At 52.0% G+C, this 17803-nt stretch carries 15 protein-coding genes; 12 read left to right on the top strand and 3 right to left on the bottom strand.

Annotated features, from left to right (window positions below; translation table 11 throughout):
- The 8 genes from ABC502_RS15825 to ABC502_RS15790 all read left to right on the top strand — a co-directional run.
- The coding region (locus ABC502_RS15825; protein WP_345916595.1) for a hypothetical protein at positions 1-739 on the top strand (739 nt) is incomplete at its 5' end.
- An 8-nt stretch (positions 740-747) separates the two neighbouring features.
- Positions 748-1254, top strand: a complete 507-nt coding sequence (locus ABC502_RS15820) for a hypothetical protein (RefSeq protein WP_345916594.1) — start codon at positions 748-750, stop codon at positions 1252-1254.
- Between the two features lie 14 nt (positions 1255-1268).
- The gene (locus ABC502_RS15815; RefSeq protein WP_345916593.1) at positions 1269-1781 is read left to right on the top strand and encodes a hypothetical protein; all 513 of its coding nucleotides are present in this window, start codon (positions 1269-1271) and stop codon (positions 1779-1781) included.
- Between the two features lie 318 nt (positions 1782-2099).
- A complete protein-coding gene (locus tag ABC502_RS15810; RefSeq protein WP_330089096.1) occupies positions 2100-3347 on the top strand; it encodes a DUF1566 domain-containing protein in 1248 nt (415 codons plus the stop codon).
- Between the two features lie 2 nt (positions 3348-3349).
- Entirely contained in the window at positions 3350-3709 is a 360-nt protein-coding gene (locus ABC502_RS15805) for a hypothetical protein (protein ID WP_345916592.1), read from the top strand.
- Positions 3706-4644 (top strand): hypothetical protein, encoded by a 939-nt coding sequence (locus tag ABC502_RS15800; protein ID WP_345916591.1) that lies wholly within the window; start codon positions 3706-3708, stop codon positions 4642-4644. The genes ABC502_RS15805 and ABC502_RS15800 overlap by 4 nt, the downstream gene beginning before the upstream one ends.
- A gap of 163 nt (positions 4645-4807) precedes the next feature.
- Positions 4808-5197: a hypothetical protein gene (locus ABC502_RS15795; protein WP_330087189.1), complete on the top strand. Its 390-nt coding sequence runs from the start codon at positions 4808-4810 to the stop codon at positions 5195-5197.
- A 234-nt stretch (positions 5198-5431) separates the two neighbouring features.
- The gene (locus ABC502_RS15790; RefSeq protein ID WP_330087188.1) at positions 5432-6979 is read left to right on the top strand and encodes a hypothetical protein; all 1548 of its coding nucleotides are present in this window, start codon (positions 5432-5434) and stop codon (positions 6977-6979) included.
- Between the two features lie 273 nt (positions 6980-7252).
- On the opposite strand, the gene ABC502_RS15785 is transcribed toward ABC502_RS15790, so the two are convergent.
- The 3 genes from ABC502_RS15785 to ABC502_RS15775 form a co-directional block, all read right to left on the bottom strand.
- Positions 7253-8107, bottom strand: coding sequence for a CopD family protein (locus ABC502_RS15785; RefSeq protein ID WP_345916590.1), 855 nt, complete (start codon positions 8105-8107; stop codon positions 7253-7255).
- Positions 8108-8109: 2 nt separating this feature from the next.
- Positions 8110-8559, bottom strand: coding sequence for a copper resistance CopC family protein (locus ABC502_RS15780; protein WP_345916589.1), 450 nt, complete (start codon positions 8557-8559; stop codon positions 8110-8112).
- Between the two features lie 228 nt (positions 8560-8787).
- Positions 8788-9195 carry a hypothetical protein gene (locus ABC502_RS15775; protein WP_345916588.1) on the bottom strand — a complete coding sequence of 136 codons (408 nt, stop codon included), beginning with the start codon at positions 9193-9195 and terminating at the stop codon, positions 8788-8790.
- Positions 9196-9493: 298 nt separating this feature from the next.
- Between ABC502_RS15775 and ABC502_RS15770 the strand changes: the two genes are divergently transcribed.
- The 4 genes from ABC502_RS15770 (at position 9494) to ABC502_RS15755 (ending at position 17587) form a co-directional block, all read left to right on the top strand.
- Positions 9494-10672 (top strand): IS4 family transposase, encoded by a 1179-nt coding sequence (locus tag ABC502_RS15770; RefSeq protein ID WP_345916587.1) that lies wholly within the window; start codon positions 9494-9496, stop codon positions 10670-10672.
- A gap of 97 nt (positions 10673-10769) precedes the next feature.
- Entirely contained in the window at positions 10770-11177 is a 408-nt protein-coding gene (locus tag ABC502_RS15765) for a hypothetical protein (RefSeq protein WP_345916586.1), read from the top strand.
- 79 nt (positions 11178-11256) lie between these two features.
- On the top strand, positions 11257-13581 hold the full coding sequence (locus tag ABC502_RS15760; protein WP_345916585.1) for an efflux RND transporter periplasmic adaptor subunit: 2325 nt from the start codon (positions 11257-11259) through the stop codon (positions 13579-13581).
- Positions 13571-17587 (top strand): efflux RND transporter permease subunit, encoded by a 4017-nt coding sequence (locus tag ABC502_RS15755; RefSeq protein ID WP_345916584.1) that lies wholly within the window; start codon positions 13571-13573, stop codon positions 17585-17587. Before ABC502_RS15760 ends, ABC502_RS15755 begins: the two co-directional genes overlap by 11 nt.
- The last annotated feature ends 216 nt before the right edge of the window (positions 17588-17803 follow it).

Below are 17803 nucleotides of genomic sequence, written 5' to 3'. Positions count from 1 at the left end.
TTGCCCAATCAGCCCGGCCAGTGCCACCCAAAAGGCTTCGGGGACGAACTATGTGTGGGCAGCTCCCAAAGAGCCTGTGACCCAGTATGTGTGGGCGGCGCAAAGTGAAGAGGAGTGTCGGGAGTGGAGTGTTCACAAAGGTTATCCGAATAATGTTCCTGGCCTGGTATCGCCTTTAATCTCAACAGAGAAAGATAAATTTTCTGACAGGGTAACTTTGGCATTGCCTGTATTGGGTAAAATGGTCGCTGTGCTATCGGGCGATGGCGCATTATTAAGTACTGAAGATCGCGAGTTGCGTGATCAAATTGCGTACTTTTATGGCTTGGAAAACAGTAATGACGCACTTTTTCATGTATTGCAAAGCAAATTGTTACCCTTGATTCATGCCATCGATATTGAGCTCAGAGCTGCAAAGGAGGATCCATCAGCGGTGTTTAGGCAAAAAAATGTTGTTGGGCATGATGCCATGCATCAAGATGGCAAAGTTTACCTGAATACCCCATTTTGGGATATGACGGCCAAATACCAAGCGTCAACTATTGTGCATGAATTTTCTCATAAGATAGGTATGGACCATGATGGTCGTTACACGTTGCCGCAGGCAAGAGTGTATGTCGAGAGTCGTCGCGTAGCCGTATTCAGTATCCCTCCTTGGGAAACCGGGCGAGAGAGCGAGCTTATAAAAAACATTCAGGATACATACTTTCTCGAGCTGTTGTTTCTCGAAGTATGGTAGGAGTTAACATGCGAATTAGCGGTGTTTTACTTATGCTGTTTGCCTCAGTCGCTGCAGCTTACAATGATGATTTACCTATACTGGAAAATGTTGTCGATATTAAACTGGAGGTAACTTGTCAGCGACCTTATATAGCGATAGTACACTTTTACAACCGTTCAGCGGAGCCTATAAGGTTATCAAGGGCTTATGTTGACCCTGCTGGGTATTGGAATGATTATGACGTTACAATTAGCCTTGGAAAGGATATTGCAAAACGCAAGATGACCAATAGTTTGCATTATCAAAGTCGTGTGTTGGAAGATATCAGTGTGGTGCTGCCTGCAGGTGGGGTACTCAAAAGCATCATGAATTTGGAGCAGCGTTATGTGATTCCAGAGTCGGGTTTTAAAACTGTCAGATACAGCGCCTTATGGTATGGCGTTATTTTAGCTGATGGCAGTATGCGTCACGTGAGGGTTGAGTCTGATGCGTTTATATTTGATGACCATTGCATCAGGGAGCAACTTCAATGAAATGGACGGTAATCTTGTTATTGGTACTGATGGCTACTGCAGTGCAAGCAAAAGAGCAGGAGTACAATTTAGCCTACCCGGTGACATTATCTGCAGAGCTGGTTGTGCACTGCAAGGTACCGGGCAAAGTTTTAATGGTCAGTTTGACACTCACGAACGTTAGCCATATAGCCTATGAAAGCCAGCCTCAGTTAATTACCAGCTTTGAGTTGCCATTAGAGCAATTTGGTGGCGATGGGCGATATATTGCAAATCAGTTTCTGGTGCAGAATAGTGATGATAGCTTGGCGATGTTTCAGGGGGAGGCACTAGTATTTGACCTTAATAAAGATGGACTAGAAACCATAGGATTAGCGCCGGGGCAATCCATTACCAACCGCTTTAATTTATATGATTTCTTTGATATCAGGCCTGAGCAATTGAAGCGTATCAAGTTTGATATGTTTGATGCGATGATTCCGTCTAATCGTGGAGTTCGGGCAATTGATATTCAATCCAATTGGGCTTATGTTGAACCAGGCTGTTAACACTTAGCGAAGTGATACTTTTAAGTGTTAATAGGTTGGCTGAACGTGTTGGTGCAGGATGTAAGCCGTGTTTTTTAGAAATTATTTCGGAATATAGCCATCTTTACTTTGGGTTATCCTTCCCTCCGCCTTGCAGGCCAGCCTACGGTTGTTTAAGAACATTTCCTTTATTTTTCAAGTGGATGTAACGCTGAGTCAGTGGATTTTAGGCAGCTCCTTTCAGGGAGCTGTGTTTTAACACTATAAACCTTGCCCGCCACAGCTTTGCCCCGGCATTAATTGCCAAATAGGATAGGCCCGGTAAACAGGAGAGATTAAATGAGTTTGTTTTATCGAAATTTTTTGCTTGCGTTGCCTGTGCTGTGTTTTTTTGCTGCTTGTCAGCCACTAGATACGCCAGCGAACATGGCGAATAAGGAGGCTCCCGAGCCTGCTTTTTTACCAAACCGGGAACTTCCCGATATCACTGTGTTTAGCGGTGAAGTTTTCAATGAAGAAGGAATGAGGATACCGTTGTCAGAGGAGCAGCAGCGACTGCGTGTGGAGCAGGATCTGGATGATTTAGAGGTAGTGTATTTACGCTTGCGGAACAGCCGCAGTGAACAGCAGGGACATTTGATTAGTGACGCCCCCCGTATATCTGGAAAACTGGCTGAGGCATTTTACACTCAGCTTTGTCATCAAGATGTCCTGGTTGTGGCTCTAGAGATTTCGATCGAGAATCGTCATATGCCACGTCAATTCTATGAGGCTAGCTACATTCACGCCATCTTTGACCCTATTTCAGGCAAACGGCTTACACAAGTATGGAGTTCTGGTAGTGAAAGTGATACCGGGGCGCGGTATGGAGATCACGGGCCATTGCAGGCAAGCTTAAAGGCGGGTACCAACAATTTTTGCCCAGAACTGCTTGAGTGGGCGAATCAAAGATATGCCAAGGACTGGTTACTCAGTTTGCCGGCAGCGGTGGAAATGGCAGAGTCGCAGTCTTTTGTTCCACCGGCGGCAACCAACTCCGCGAACGGGCTGATAGATGACCGTTATCGGGATAATGGCGATGGCACTGTTACCGATATTCAGACTAACCTCACCTGGATGCGTTGCGTTCAGGGGCTGCATGAGTGGACAGGCAGTGCCTGCATCAGAGTGGATAAAAGAACACCCTGGGCAATGAGTTGGGAAGAAGCGCAAAACGTTGCAAAAAATGTCAGCTTTGCTGGTTATAGCGACTGGCGATTACCTACAGCGGATGAGCTGGATACACTGGTGCTGTGTCCGGCGGGCCGCAGCCTATCAGCGCGGCCAGATGGGCGTTATGTTGTTCACACAGACGGCAGCTGCCATGGTAGTGATTTTGACAGGCCGAAAATTAATAGCAATGCTTTCCCGGATACACCCAGCGAAAGGTTTTGGACGTCTACTTCGGTTCAAAACGGAAAGTCTGAAAGCGATTTTGAGCAAGTCTTTATTGTCAACTTCAGAGGTGGCAGTGTCATGCAATATCGGCGTAACCCTTACGAGCGTTTTGGTGTCCGATTGGTGCGAGGCGAGGCATCGCTACCTTAGCTTTGGCGGCAGTTGCTCAATCAGCCCGGCCAGATCCGGATACAATCCTTGTAAATGTTGATATGTTAACTGGGCCAGATAACTTATTAGAAGCTCGTCATTTGGCCTCAATTGTTGGTCATGAAATCGTTCATGTTTATGACATCAATTACCGGAAGCAACTTGGTTTGGCTATTGATAACCGGTTTAGGTGGCAGAGTGAGATTAATGCTACAACATGGCAGGTCAATCACTTTGCTAAGCTTGGTATAGTAAGTAAAGAACCTTTCGATTCTAATTACCAGTTCAGGCGTGCGGTCGAACAGTATCGAATGAAAGCAATGCATTGCTCTATGAACCCAACTGCAGGTGATTGTTTATGAAGATACTAACTTTTTTCTTGGGATGCCTGCTGTGTATATTTTTCAGCCCAAGTAGTTATGCAGAGCACTATGTACCTTGGTTTAAGATGGAGATTACCGCTGATCTACCAGCCCCTTTTGGTGAGACTACAGTGGCTTTTATAACTACAGAGCAGGGGGAAGCACAGATAGTTAGTAAAATCGAGATGTCTAATCCAGCGGGGCGCTGGGTGTATACACATTCAGAACTGAATCAAATTCCGATAGATAGTTTATTATATATTAATGTCATACCACTTCAGAAAGTCTGCGTTGAGTTTCAGCAGACTTGTATTTCTTTTGGATGGTTTGTAGGGGAACCGCAGTACATAACGTTTGCTGATGGTACGACAACAGGTTTTAATTTACATGTGGATTTAAAGATTACAGAGAAAGGCGATTTTGATTTCACAGTGGAAGATATGTATCAAGTAGGGTTAAAGCTGCAAGAGTTTCTTATTGAGTTTAAAGAGCAACCATCAGAAGCTCCAGCATCTGATGTTCAGGAACATATCACTATGCCATCATTCCCCAATTTCTCTTTCCCTAATTACTACTCCGATAACCGGTCATTTCATTATGAACTTCCCGGAGGCTTCGCAGCATTGACCATTAAAAATAAGATTTATGATGGTTTGGTGACAGACTATCAATTAGTGATGGCATCAGGCGATCTGGTTGATGTAACCAGAAGCATCAAGGAGCAAGGTTTGAATTTTTCTCGCTTTTCCAGCCCTTTGGTTTCAGTTGATGCGATTGCAAATACTTTCACAGTAACAGTCACTTGCTTACTCAATGATCTCAGTGATGAAACAACCTACACAGCAGCTCGTTTTACTATTGCAGACAATACGGTTATTTCGACCGATTTTGTGAGGCAAGCAACACAAGGTAGAGTGTGCGAGCTGGCGGATTAGGCTGTAATGTTGTGGATGATGGGAGGGTGTTTTATCGATAAGCCGCTTGGCCTATCGTGCTCTATGGGACTTCGTTAAAATACTATGATGGCATAGCAACCTGGAATGAGTTTGGCGGAGTTTTGCCGATTAGATCATCACATTCATTGGTTGTGAGGTTGATATGAAAGCTTATTATTTATTGTTCTTGTTCGTTTTTTTTCCGGCTTTAGCTGTCGATTATGAAGCAGGTTTAAGACATTCCAGTAGATGGTTTTTTAAAGAAATTCTAACATTGCCGACAGAACAACCTATAGTGCTCGGGCTTGATTTTTATACAGTAGAAAGAAAACATGCAGAGGCCTGCGCAGAACGCCTGCAGGGAGAGCTAATCATGTTGGAGACGCCTTTGCTAAAATACAACTATAAGGTAACTGTTTTATATAAATTTCAGAATCGTAATGAAATTAATGAGCAATGGTTGAGGGAGCAGTACTACCTCGGGGTTGCCTATTCCTGCGATTGGTCGGGCGGAGGAAATATTATCGAATCGTCATTGAGAATCAGGCAGTAAGGCCGCATCACAGGTATGGCTTCAAAAGCCGAATCTATTCTCCTGTTCGCTAAAGTTAGATCCTAAGTAGCTTTTTGATAACATATTGCAGCCGCCGGCTGAAAGCAAAAAGTGACTTGTTATCGCTAGACACCTGGCAAGTACTGTGCGAATCTAGCTTCTATTTTGCAACATGCGTATAGCATGGCTGCATGTCTGTTCAAGTAACCTGATATAGTAAAATGGATGTAAGTTATGCGTTTTATGCAGTTAGCGCCTTGCTGTCTGGCATTAGGGTTGTTTACGGCCTTGGTTAGTAGCTATTCGGTGTCGTCAGAGCAGCCGCTGGGTAGTTGGCTGAACCAGGATGAAGATGGGGATGGTGTGCCAGATTGCCTGGATGACTTTCCGTTTGATCCTAGCCGCAGTCGGTATCCGGAATATGCCGATACCGAACCCAATGATAACCCGGCTGTGGCAGTTAAAACCAACCATCAGCTCAGTCTGGCAAATCCGGGTTTTAGGATCTCCGGGGCTCTCTCGTCAGATTCGGACAATGCCGATATGTTTCGTTTTGCCGCAAAGCAAGGGCAATCCATCACCGCCTTACTGCGAAAAACGGATCTGGACTCGGCCTTTGAGCCTTTGCTCAGCTTCGCCGGCCTAGATGGTAATGCGCTGAATTTTGGTCGTATATCCCGAGGTGCCCCAGCGCATTATGGCATTGTTGCCATTAACTATGTTGTGCGCGAGGATCGGGAGTTGTTTTTTCTTATTGCCGATCAAAACGCTAAGGGAGGCCCGGACTTTGGTTATACCGTGACGGTCTTTCTGGATTCTAACGGGAACGGTGTGGATGACCAGCAAATGCGGGCCATGGGGGTAGAGCCAACCGTGCAAAGCTCCAGTGGCGACGGCATTCTGGATTTATGGAAAGTTGCCTTTGCCACCACCTGTGATGAACTGGACTTCGATGGTGATGGTATTCCGAATATTCTGGATACCGACAGCAATGGCGATGGTATTCCTGATCGGATCAAAGGCATTGGCGATGCTGATGGCGATGGGGTGCCCAATTTCCTGGACTTTGACAGTGACGGCAATGGCATACCAGATAGTATCGAAGTAGGGCCAAACCCACTGCGGCCAGTGGATACCAACCGCAATGGCATTCCGGACTTTTTGGATCTGGATGATGATGGTGATGGTTTGCTGGATACCTGGGATAATGACCGCCTTAACCCAATTGCGGAAGCCCCTTACATGGGTCCAGAGCGGCGGACCATTCTAACCCTGTTTGGTGTGCATGGCTCGGAGCGTTCCGAGTACTACCGGTATGGCGATAAGGTTCAGATCCGGGGTTTTGGCTTAGAGGCTGCGCCCGAAGATATCATCATCGCGATTTTTGGTGGTGGTACCCCAATCAATTTACACCCAGAAAGTGTCAGTGAAGAGGGTTTAATCTTCACCATGCCGGACGCAGAGCGCTCAACCTTATTTGTGGCGATTGGCGATCGCAGGACCGGGCATTTCCGTTTGAATACAAAAGCAGCCAACTCACCGGTGATTGCTGGTAGCCGCTTTCGGATGTTGAACCCAGGTGAAGAGTTGGTGATTCAGGGAGCAGGCTTTGTGCGGGGCTCCCGCGTGATGCTGAACAACAGGGCAGTGAATCCAAGCCGAATTCGCCCGAATGAAATCCGGCTACGTTTGCCGGCCCGGGAAAGCCGTGGAGAGTTTTTCGTCCGGACGCCACATGGCGACAGCAATCGCATTACCTTTGAGTTGCGAGCTGAGGATTAGAGGCTTGTCCATAGCACGTAATGATTAGAATGCCGTTGAAACTACATTCATTGGTTTAAAATTTAACTGTTGAAATGTAAGAACAAATGGTAACCAATACATAAGAGCCCAGCTATTTCAATAATAGTTAAGATCAAAAGCGCTATGTGTTGTAAACAGTGACCTTGTTGTTTTAGTTGATGATGTACAAAGATCCCAACGACAATGGCAAGGCCATAAACCCCCAACGCAAGGTGGGTAAGTAGCATTTCGATATTCATATTTGCTTCCCTATTAAGCCCACCCAATCACCATGGTTATTACTGAAGTGATCATAAGTATAAGGCCTGCTAGCAGCATTTCTAAGGCAATGGCCGTTTGCAGCCGTTTAGGATCTGGCGTTTGCTGTAACGCTGGTACCAGCTTGAGTTTATTCAATGCGCCTAAACTCATCAAGGCCGCCACCAGCAGCATTTTCACCAGCAGCAGCCGGCCATAGCTGGTGGTCCACAGTTGACCTGGTTCGGACAGCAGCAACCACAGCATGCTGGCGCCGCTCAGCAGCAATAGCAGCAAGACCCCAATCATGATCTGACCAAACTGGTGCAGCAGCGCATGCAGCTGCACGGTTGGACTGTGGCGGCACAGCCGCCACAGCAGTGGCAGGGAGCCTGCCCAAAGGCCAACAGCCAACAGGTGTATTAGTAGCAGCAACTGCCCCAGCAAGCCAAAGCGCAGCAGGTGGCCGCCTTGCAAGAAACCGAGCAGCAGCATCAGCAGGGCCAGACCCTGCAGCAGAGCTGACAGGTATTTTACTTTGCCAAGCAACAGGCTTAGCAAAAGCAAGCCAAAGGCCGGCAGTTGAAAGCGCAGCGCTTTTCCTGCAGCATCCGGCCACAGAAATTGCATCAGCTCCCAGTCAAACATGCCTCCAAAGCCTGCCATGGCCATCGTTCCTACCTGCAGCAGAAAGCCGCTTAGCACGCTAAAAGCACCCAGGCCAAACAGCAGTGCCTGGCCAGGCCGGCCTAGCGGTGCGCTAAGCCGGTGCTGCTGTGCCAGCCAGTTGCAGAACAACAGTCCCAGCGTGATGGCCGTGCACAGATAAAGCAGAAACCGGCTGGCGGCAGCCAACTCCTCCCAGGTCATGCTTAGCTGCCCTGTAACTGCAATGGCAGCAGGCTGGCGTGATGGTGGTGCTGGTGCTCATCCGCTTCAGGTTGCTTTCCAGGGGATGATTCAGTTGCGTCCGGATCCAGGGTAAAAGCAATCTCGCCACTGACCCGATGTCCATCCGCGCCGATGGCCGCCCAGGCAAACTGGTAGCTGCCAGCTTGCAGTACCGGCAGTTCAAACTCAATGTGATCGGTGGCCTCGGTGTTGCGGCGAAAGCCAAATTCAATGGCCTCTTCATCCAGGGTAAGTTCCAGCGATAACATCCGCACCGGATCACCAAAGTGCAGCATCACCACTTTTGGGGATTCTGTGAGCACAGCGTCCTTTGCCGGAATGGAGAACATCAGTGGGGTATGGGCCAAAGCTGCAGTGCTTTGCAGGGCAAAGAAGAACAGGGCCGCCATCAGGCTGGTTAAAGTTTTCATCATCATTTCCTTCAAAAATTTAGTTGGTGTTGCGTGGGGTACAACAGCAGATCTTGGTTTTCACCAGGACCGCTTAGCTAAAATGGGTTTAATTCGAATCTATACTCAATGGATTTCAAGATACGCGTAGGCGGCAAGGCCGTGAATCCCCATGAGCTTAGCCGTACTAAGTGATTGGGGTTCACGAACGCAGCCAACACCCGCGTATCTTGAAAGACGAAGAGTATATTAGGAGGCTTTGGGAGGTTGGGTAGCGCGGCTTAGCAAAACGCTTAAGTCTATAAAGTCCGGGCTATGGATTGGATCCGTTACCGGGCTTGGTTGAGAGGAGCTCTGATCAACTGCGGGCGTGGCGGTGACACAACAACTGGCGCACAGGCTGCAGATGGAAGTCAGGGACTTGGCTGTGGCCTCTGGTTGAGACGCATCGGCTTGGCCTATCAATTCCGCTGTGCTGTTCAGTTGTTCTGCGTTGTCTGACTGAGCTGAGCTGTTGTCATCGACTGGTACATGGCTAAAAACCTGCTCGCTGGCAGATTCTGCCGGGTGGTGCCCGATATGACAGCCTGCCATAGCAAAGCCGGCCACACTTTTCAGCAGCAAGGCAGCAATCAGCAGCAGGGCAGTACAGCGCATGGTGGCACCTACAGATTCAACACTTTTTTACTCTAGCGCACTTTTTAAAGGCTGACAAGCACTGCAGTCAACGGTAAAAGGCAGTTTAAGCTTTTGAGATAACCATAAAAGTTAGATGGATTTCTAATGAAAAATTTGATAATTGTTTGTTTGTTATGGTGGTTTTTTAAAAGGAGAGTTTTCTATCTGAGGTATCCCCACAAATGGGCTAGTTAAAACAAAAAGTTATGCGAGAAGGGAACATTCATGGCCGTTCACGATCTGATCTTTCGCCAAAAAAAACATACCACTAACAGCCATGAATGTGAAAACTATGCTCGCTCATTTTCTCTCTTTTGTCACCCCTACACGGATGCATAAGGCAAGATTTTCATCACTACTTTCAGCAACACAAAGCTTGCTGCAGCATCAGCGCTGTACGGTTACCGCCATTGGCCGGGGCATTGACAGCGATACCTGCGAAAAACACAGCATCAAACGGGCAGACCGGCTGCTAAGCAACAACAAACTCCTGGCTGAAATGCCTTGCATCTATGCATTGATGACCAGAGCCATTCTGGCAAACAGTAAGCACTCCATCATCCTGGTGGACTGGAGCAATGCCGATACCAGGAAGCAGAACCACATTTTAAGAGCCAGCCTCGCCTTGGAAGGCCGCTCACTGACCTTGCTGCAAATGGTCGCATCCACCGATGATTACAACAGTCCACGGGTACACAGGCAGTTTCTGAAGCGCCTGAAACTCATGCTTCCTGACGACTGTAAGCCAGTCATAGTCACCGATGCAGGCTTTAAAGTCCCGTGGTTCAAAGAAGTACGCAAGCACGGTTGGCACTTCATCGGCCGGGTTCGCGGCAATCAGCATGTGAAACTGCCTGAGCACGATGAATTTATCAGTGTGCAAGAGCTGTTCAAAAAAGCCCGCTGCAATCCGAATCACCTGGGGCGCATTGAGCTCACCAAAGCCAAGTGCTATCAAGCTCAGGCGGTGCTGGTCGGCACTGGCTGGAAGCTCAGGAAGCGGGATAAAAAGCGAAAATACAAAGAGCCTTGGCTGCTGGTGTCATCCCTGCCAAAGTGCCTGAACTACGCCGATAAAATCGCAACTTGCTATGGCAAACGCATGCAAATCGAAGCCAGCTTCCGGGACCAAAAAAGCGGCACCTATGGGCTGGGCAGCAACGCGCATGGCACCACGGAGCCAACGCGTTTGGCGCTCCTGATTTTACTGGCCGCGCTGGCGAACTGGCTGCATTACATGCTGGGAGTTGCTACAGAGATGGCGGGCCTACACTGGCAGTTTCAGGCCAATACGGTGCGAAACAGGCGGGTGCTATCCTTCAATTATCTGGGCATGCGGCAATGTAAGTTCGAACGGCTCAGGCTAAGTGCTGCACAGATAGCAGCTGCCATAGAGCAAATCATGCTTTGGGTTGGCGAGTTGGATTGGGCTGTGATCAAATTGGAAAAGAGCTGATACTATGGGCTTTAAATTCGTGGGGATCCCTCAGATGTTTTTGACAAATATGAATAACCGGTGTATCTTCGCTGCATCTTAACTTTGGTGACTGCACATGCTTAGCACCCTGGTACAACGGCAAAAAATCTGGGCCATCCCGATGATGGTCAGCCTTGCTTTGTCCTGGTGTTTGCTGTTTTGTGGCCAGTTGTTTGCAGCCAGCCATGGCGCAGAGTTGCAAGCAGAAGTGCCTTCTTGCCATGGCACTGTTGTTGATAGAACTGTTGCTGAAGCCCAGGTGCATGAACTCTTGCCAGAGCATGATCTCTGTTCTGGCTGTGCGCTGGATGCGGTGCAAACGGCTACACCTGAGCTGCCTGCTGTGGTGCTATGGTTGCAGGCTGTGGTTGAGCCGGTGCTGGCTGAACTGCCTGCTGAGCAACACAGCCTGTATCTGGCGCAAGGCCCGCCTTACCCCCGAACGACCCCGCTTTATCTGGAAAAATCCTTACTGTTGATCTGAGTGCTGCTGATTATCTGAACCTTGGCTGCATGCTGTGGCATGTGGTTGCTTTGGCGTTTAATCTGGCAGGACTTTTTCTATGTTCACTTTCACAAAGCAGCGCTCTGCGCTTTTTATCTGGTTGTTGATTGTTTCTTATGGTGTTTTTGCAACACCGCATCAGCATGGCAGCCACGCTGATCATGCCCCGGCGCAATCGGCGGCCAAGCAGGATGATGTACTTTCATCGATACGTAACCAGGCAACCACTATTTACACCTGCTCCATGCATCCGCATGTACGTTCCGAAAATCCGAATGATCGCTGCCCGATTTGTGGCATGGCACTGATCCCGGTCGAGCAGGACGATGATCCCCTGCCAGAAGGGGATGACGCCGTGATCCGGTTAAGCCCCAGAGCCAATGCGTTGCTGCAACCGGAGCTAACCCCGGTTCGGCGGCAGCAGGCCACCGCCAGCCTGTCGCTGGTGGGGCAGCTGGCTGCCGATCAGAGCCAGCTAAAAACCATCAGCGCCTGGGCTTCGGGCCGGATTGAGCAGTTGTACCTGGACACCACGGCGGTGGATGTACAGGCCGGCCAGCCGATGGTAGAAATTTTTAACCCGGATTTGATCGTGATCCAGCAAGAGCTGGTGCAGGCTAAGCAGCTTGCGGCGGTTCAGGGCAGTGCTCGTGCGGGTAGTCTGCCGGCCAGTTCCACACTGGACGCCGCCCGCCGGCGCTTGCGCTTACTGGGCGTGCCTGGCGAGCAAATCGAAGCCATTCTGCAAAGTGAAACCCTGCAGGATACGGTGACTATTAGTGCGCCGGTTTCAGGCCGGGTGATGGAAAAAATGGTCAATGCCGGGGCCTATGTCAGCACCGGCCAGCCGCTGTTTACCGTCCTTAATCTGGAAACGCTCTGGCTGGAACTGGAGGCTTTTGAACATCAATTGCCGTTGATACAGCCTGGCCAGCGTATTGAGGTCGAACTGCTGGCCCTGCCAGATGAGACGCTCGAAACAGAAGTGCTGCTGCTGGAGCCGGTGGTGGACGCCAGCCGGCGTACGGTTCGGGTGCGGGCCTTGCTGCAGAATCCTGATGGTCGCTTAAAACCGGGCATGCTGGCCCGGGCCCAGCTAAAAAGCACGCAGGATGATGTTCTGTTAATCCCAGTGTCGGCCGCTTTACTGACCGGCGAGCGGGCCCTGGTCTATGTGAAGCTGGACGATGAACGCCCGACTTACGCCGGTCGTGAGGTTCGTTTAGGCCGGCGCTTTGGCAACTATTACGAAGTGCTGTCCGGTTTGGATGAGCAGGCGCTGGTGGTCAGCAAAGGCGCGATGCGGCTTGATAGTGAACTGCAAATCCGCGGCTTGTCCAGCATGATGGCGGCAGCGGGTGAGGGTGGCGATCCCCACGCTCATCACCATGGCACTCATGCTGAGGAGCCGCGCACCGAAGATTCAACCGCCAGCTCCCGTAGCCGCCAGCTGGTCACTGATTTTCAGCTAAAAGCTGACGATGAACAGGCGCTGCTGCAGAGTTACCGCCAGCTGTATCAGGCACTCACTGACGATGATTTAGCCGGCTGGCAGCAGGGTGCTGCCGATTTTCACCAGGCCATTGCCGCCATTGACTGGCCTAAGGAACTGGAAGCTGAGGTTGAGGCGATGCAGCAGGGCAAAGGCCATAGCCATCATGTTGGCTCTTTAGAGCAAGCACGTGAGCTCTACTACCCTCAGGTGCAGGCGCTACTAATACTGGCCGAGCAGGGTGTGCTGGCCGGCGGTTGGTACCGGGCCTATTGCCCGATGGCGCGAGGCGGCCGGGGCGCGGCTTGGTTGCAGCCTCAGGATAGCGTGCTCAACCCCTACTATGGTGCCATGATGCTGCGTTGTGGCGATGTTGAAACGCAGTTCCCAAGCCGTGAGGCCGCCCCATCTAATGAGCCATCGTCGGATACCAGCCAGCATCTTGCATTTTCGCTGACAGATGCACAGCAAGAAGCCGTGCTGCAGGCGTATCAAAGCCTGTACCAGGCACTGACCAAGGATGATTTAGCCGGCTGGCAGCAAGGCGCTGCTGATTTTCACCGGGCTGTCGCTGCCATTGATTGGCCAGAGCAACTGAAGGCAGAGGTTGAGGCGATGCAGCAGGGCAAAGGTCATAGCCATCATGTTGGCTCTTTAGAGCAGGCGCGCGAGCTGTACTACCCTCAGGTACAGGCGATACTAACACTGGCCGAGCAAGGCGTGCTGGCCGGCGGCTGGTACCGGGCTTATTGCCCGATGGCCCGAGGCGGCCGGGGCGCGGCCTGGTTGCAGCCTCAGGACAGTGTCCTTAATCCTTACTATGGCGCCATGATGCTGCGCTGTGGTGATATCCAGCAGCAGTTTGCCGGGGAGAAACAGCATGCACACTGATACGAACTCAGTTGGCCGCTCCCCTTGGTTTGATCGCCTGATGCAAAGCTGCCTGCAGCAAAAGTTGCTGGTGCTGCTGATGGCTGGTCTATTGTTGGTGGTTGGTGTTGCCTTCGCGCCATTTGGCTGGAAAACCGGCATGCCTCTGGAGCCGGTCGCGGTGGATGCCATTCCAAACTTAGGTGAGAACCAACAAATTGTCTTTACCGAGTGGCCAGGCCGCTCGCCGCAGGATGTGGAAGATCAAATCAGTTACCCACTGAGTGTGGCGCTGATGGGTGTTCCCGGCGTGAAGGATGTGCGCTCCTTGTCGATGTTTGGTTTTTCCAGCATCGCAGTGATTTTTGACGACAGCGTTGAGTTTTACTGGTCGCGCACCCGTTTGCTGGAAAAGCTGGCCAGTCTGCCACCCGATGCCTTGCCGGATGGGGTGCAGCCCACGTTGGGGCCGGATGCAACCGCACTGGGGCAGGTGTTTCTCTACACCTTAGAAGGGCGGGATCCGGCGGGCAACACCACCGGAGGCTGGGATCTGGATGAACTGCGCAGCGTGCAGGATTGGTATCTCAGAACCGGCCTGCTGGCTGCCGAAGGCATCAGCGAAGTGGCTTCGATCGGCGGCTATCAGCGGGAATATCAGGTGGAGGTGGACCCCGATCTGCTGCGCATGCATCGGGTGACGCTGTCGCAAGTGACCTCGGCGGTGATGGCAGCCAATCTGGATGTCAGTGCCGGCAGCCGGGAGCTGAATGGGGTCGAGTATCTGATCCGGGGCGTTGGTTTTGTCAAACAGCTAAGCGATATCGAGCAGGCCGTGGTGCGGTTGGCACCGGACAACACCCCGATCCGGGTTGCCGATGTGGCCCGGGTGCAATTTGGCCCGGCGGAGCGGCGCGGGGCGCTGGATGTCAATGGCGCCGAGGCCGTCGGTGGTGTGGTCACGGTACGTGAGGGCTACAACCCGCGTCAGGCGATAACCAATGTCAAGCGTCGTCTTGACGAGGTGCAACGCGGCTTACCGGCCAAGGCGGTGATTGACTGGCAGCAGGTGACTGCGGCTGAAGTCGATGCCTTTGCCCGCGATTGGCAATTGCCTGCCTGGCAGGGACGGGATCCTGCCGTGCAAGCCGACTGGCTTGGTTTTTTACGGGCCCAGCCAGCCGATAGCTGGCCCAGCTGGTTGACCTTAAGCCAACTGACGGTGGTGCCTTTTTACGATCGCAGTGAACTGATTGATGAAACCTTGGGCACCTTGCAGGATGCGCTCAGCCAGCAATTGCTGGTGACGGTGGTGGTGGTGCTGGCCTTGCTGCTGCACTTTCGGGCGGCGTTGGCGGTGAGCCTGATGTTGCCGATGGCGGTGCTGCTGAGCTTTATTGCCATGAAGTGGCTGGCGGTCGATGCCAACATCGTCGCGCTGGCGGGTATTGCCATTGCCATTGGTACCATTGTCGATATGGGCGTTATTGTCAGTGAAAACCTGCTGCGGCAGCGCCAGCAACAACCGGATTTAACCGCCATCGCTGCGGTCAGGCGGGCTGGGCACGAAGTTGGTCCGGCCATTTTAACGGCCATCAGCACCACGGTGATTAGCTTTTTACCGGTCTTTACCATGACAGGTGCCGAGGGCAAGTTGTTCGGGCCTTTGGCTTACACCAAAACCTTTGTGCTGTTATCGGCGACGTTGCTTGCATTAACAGTGCTGCCGGTGTTGCTGGCCTTGTTGTTTCGCTGGCGCAAAGCCGATGCCTGGCAAACCTGGCAGCAGCATCTGATTAGCAGTGCGCGCTGGTGGCTGTTGGCGGCATTTGTGCTGCTGGCCATCTGGTTTGGCTCGGCACTGCTGTGGTTGGCCAGTCTGTTTTATGCTGCGGTGTTGCTCTGGTCCGGTTATCGGGCAAGTATCTGGAAAAAGTTGCAGCTGTTCCCGCTTTGTCAACGCATCGAGCGAAGGCTGCGCACTTTTGGCCAGCGCTATTCGCTACCGGCAGCCCAGCTATGGCGGCTTGGCCATGGTCTGCTGGTTATCCTGGTGCTGCTGGCGGCGGTCACTTTGCTCAGTCAGGTCTGGCTGCCACTCGGGCCTTTGGCCGGTAGCCTGGCCAACTGGGGCTTTGTCACCCTGCTGCTGGCAGGAGTACTGGGCTTTTTTATGCTGTTTTTATGGTGCTACCCCTGGCTTTTGGCCACCTTTTTGCGGCTGAAATGGCTGTTCTTAGCCTTGCCTGTGCTGGTAGTAGGCTTTGGCCTGATGGTCTGGCTGGGCGCGCAGCAGACGCTGGGCTGGTTGCCAGGGCACTGGCAGCACAGTGATCGTTGGGTAGAGCTAACTCATCGATACCCCGGCCTTGGCCGCGAATTTATGCCGGCGCTGGATGAAGGGGCTTTTTTGCTGATGCCAAGCTTGATGCCGCATGCCTCCATCGGCGAAGCGCTCGCGGTGTTGCAGCAGCAAGATGCAGCCATTGCAGCCATTCCGGAAGTGCGCTCGGTGGTCGGCAAAATCGGCCGGGCCGAAACCGCCCTGGATCCGGCCCCTCTTGGCATGATTGAAACGGTGATCCAATACCACAGCGAGTTTAAAACCGATGCTGCGGGTAGGCGGTTGGCTTTTCGCTATGACAACCGGGCCGGCGACTTCGTGCGCGATAAGCAAGGCGAGCTGATTGAAGATCCGCGTGGCCGGCCTTACCGGCAATGGCGGGAGCATATAAAGTCGCCGGATGACATCTGGCAGGACATCGTGCGAGCCGCCCAGCTGCCGGGCGTGACCTCAGCACCCAAGTTACAGCCGATTGAAACCCGCTTGCTGATGCTGCAAACCGGCATGCGGGCGGCGATGGGGGTGAAATTATCGGCGCCGGATCTGGCAACACTGGATCAATTGGCGCTTGAGCTGGAGCAATTGCTGCGCCAGGCACCCGGCGTACAAGCCGCTTCGGTCAGTGCCGAGCGCATTGTGGGTCAGCCTTATCTGGAGATCCATCCAGATCGCGCGGCCATTGCTCGTTATGGCCTGAGCATGCAACAGGTGCAGCAGGCCATTGCGACGGCCATAGGCGGCATGGAGGTTGGCCGTACCGTGGAAGGGCGCGAGCGCTATGGTATTACGGTGCGCTATCAGCGAGAGCGTCGCGACAGTCTGGAGCAGCTGGCCGAGGTGCTGATTGATACCGCATCGGGCTATCCGGTGCCGTTAACCCAGCTGGCGGAGATTCGCTACCAGCGCGGCCCGCAGATGATCCGCTCGGAAAATACCTTTTTAACCGCTTATGTCACCTTTGGCAGCTTAAGCGGCTGGGCTGAAGTTGATGTGGTGGATGAAGTCGCCGCCTATCTGGATGCAGCCATTGCCCGCGGCGACTGGCAGCTGCCGGCCGGAGCCAGTTACAGCTTTGCCGGCAGCTTCGAGCATCAGCAGCGCGCCAGCCAAACCTTGCAATGGGTGGTGCCGTTATCGCTGGTGCTGATTTTTATGCTGCTGTATTTGCAGTTTAAGCGGGTCAGCACAGCGCTGATGATTTTCAGCAGCATTGCCGTGGCCTGGTCGGGCGGTTTTATCATGCTGGATTTGTTTGCTCAGCCCTGGTTTTTAAACATTGACTGGTTCGATACCAATCTACGGTCTTTGTTTCAGCTGCAAAGCTATCATCTGAGTATTGCCGTCTGGGTTGGCTTCCTGGCGCTGTTTGGTATCGCGGTCGACGATGGGGTGGTGATGGCCACTTACCTGAAGCAGCAGTTTAGTGCGGCTAAACCGCAAAGTCGCAATGAGGTGCGGGCTCTGGTGATGCAGGCTGCCTTAAAGCGGATCCGTCCCTGCCTGATGACCTCGGCTACCACGATGTTAGCGCTGTTGCCGGTCCTCACCGCTACAGGTCGTGGCGCGGACTTGATGATCCCGATGGCGATCCCGACACTGGGAGGCATGTTCTTTGTGCTACTGAGTGTCTTTATGGTGCCGGTGCTGTATGCGATGGTGGAGGAGCGGCGACTGGCACGTTAAGGTTTTAAAATCAGAGGAGGGTGTTGTGACCTCCTCTGTCAGCAGTTCCGGCAAAGTGTTTGTTCATACCCTGTGATTTTGAATAGTGCCCGATTTCACGGTGGTTTGAGCCAGGCTCTGACATTTGGTTGATAAAGATCAAGCACCTGTCTGGCTTTGTGTGTTTGAATGCAGCCTGTGTGGTTAATAGGGGTTCAAAGCTGGAGCGCTGAGGGT

Source organism: Alkalimonas sp. NCh-2, from assembly GCF_039631345.1.
GTDB lineage: Bacteria > Pseudomonadota > Gammaproteobacteria > Enterobacterales > Alteromonadaceae > Alkalimonas > Alkalimonas mucilaginosa.
Note: the sequence above shows the minus strand (reverse complement) of the source record. Positions and strands in the feature narration are given on the sequence as shown.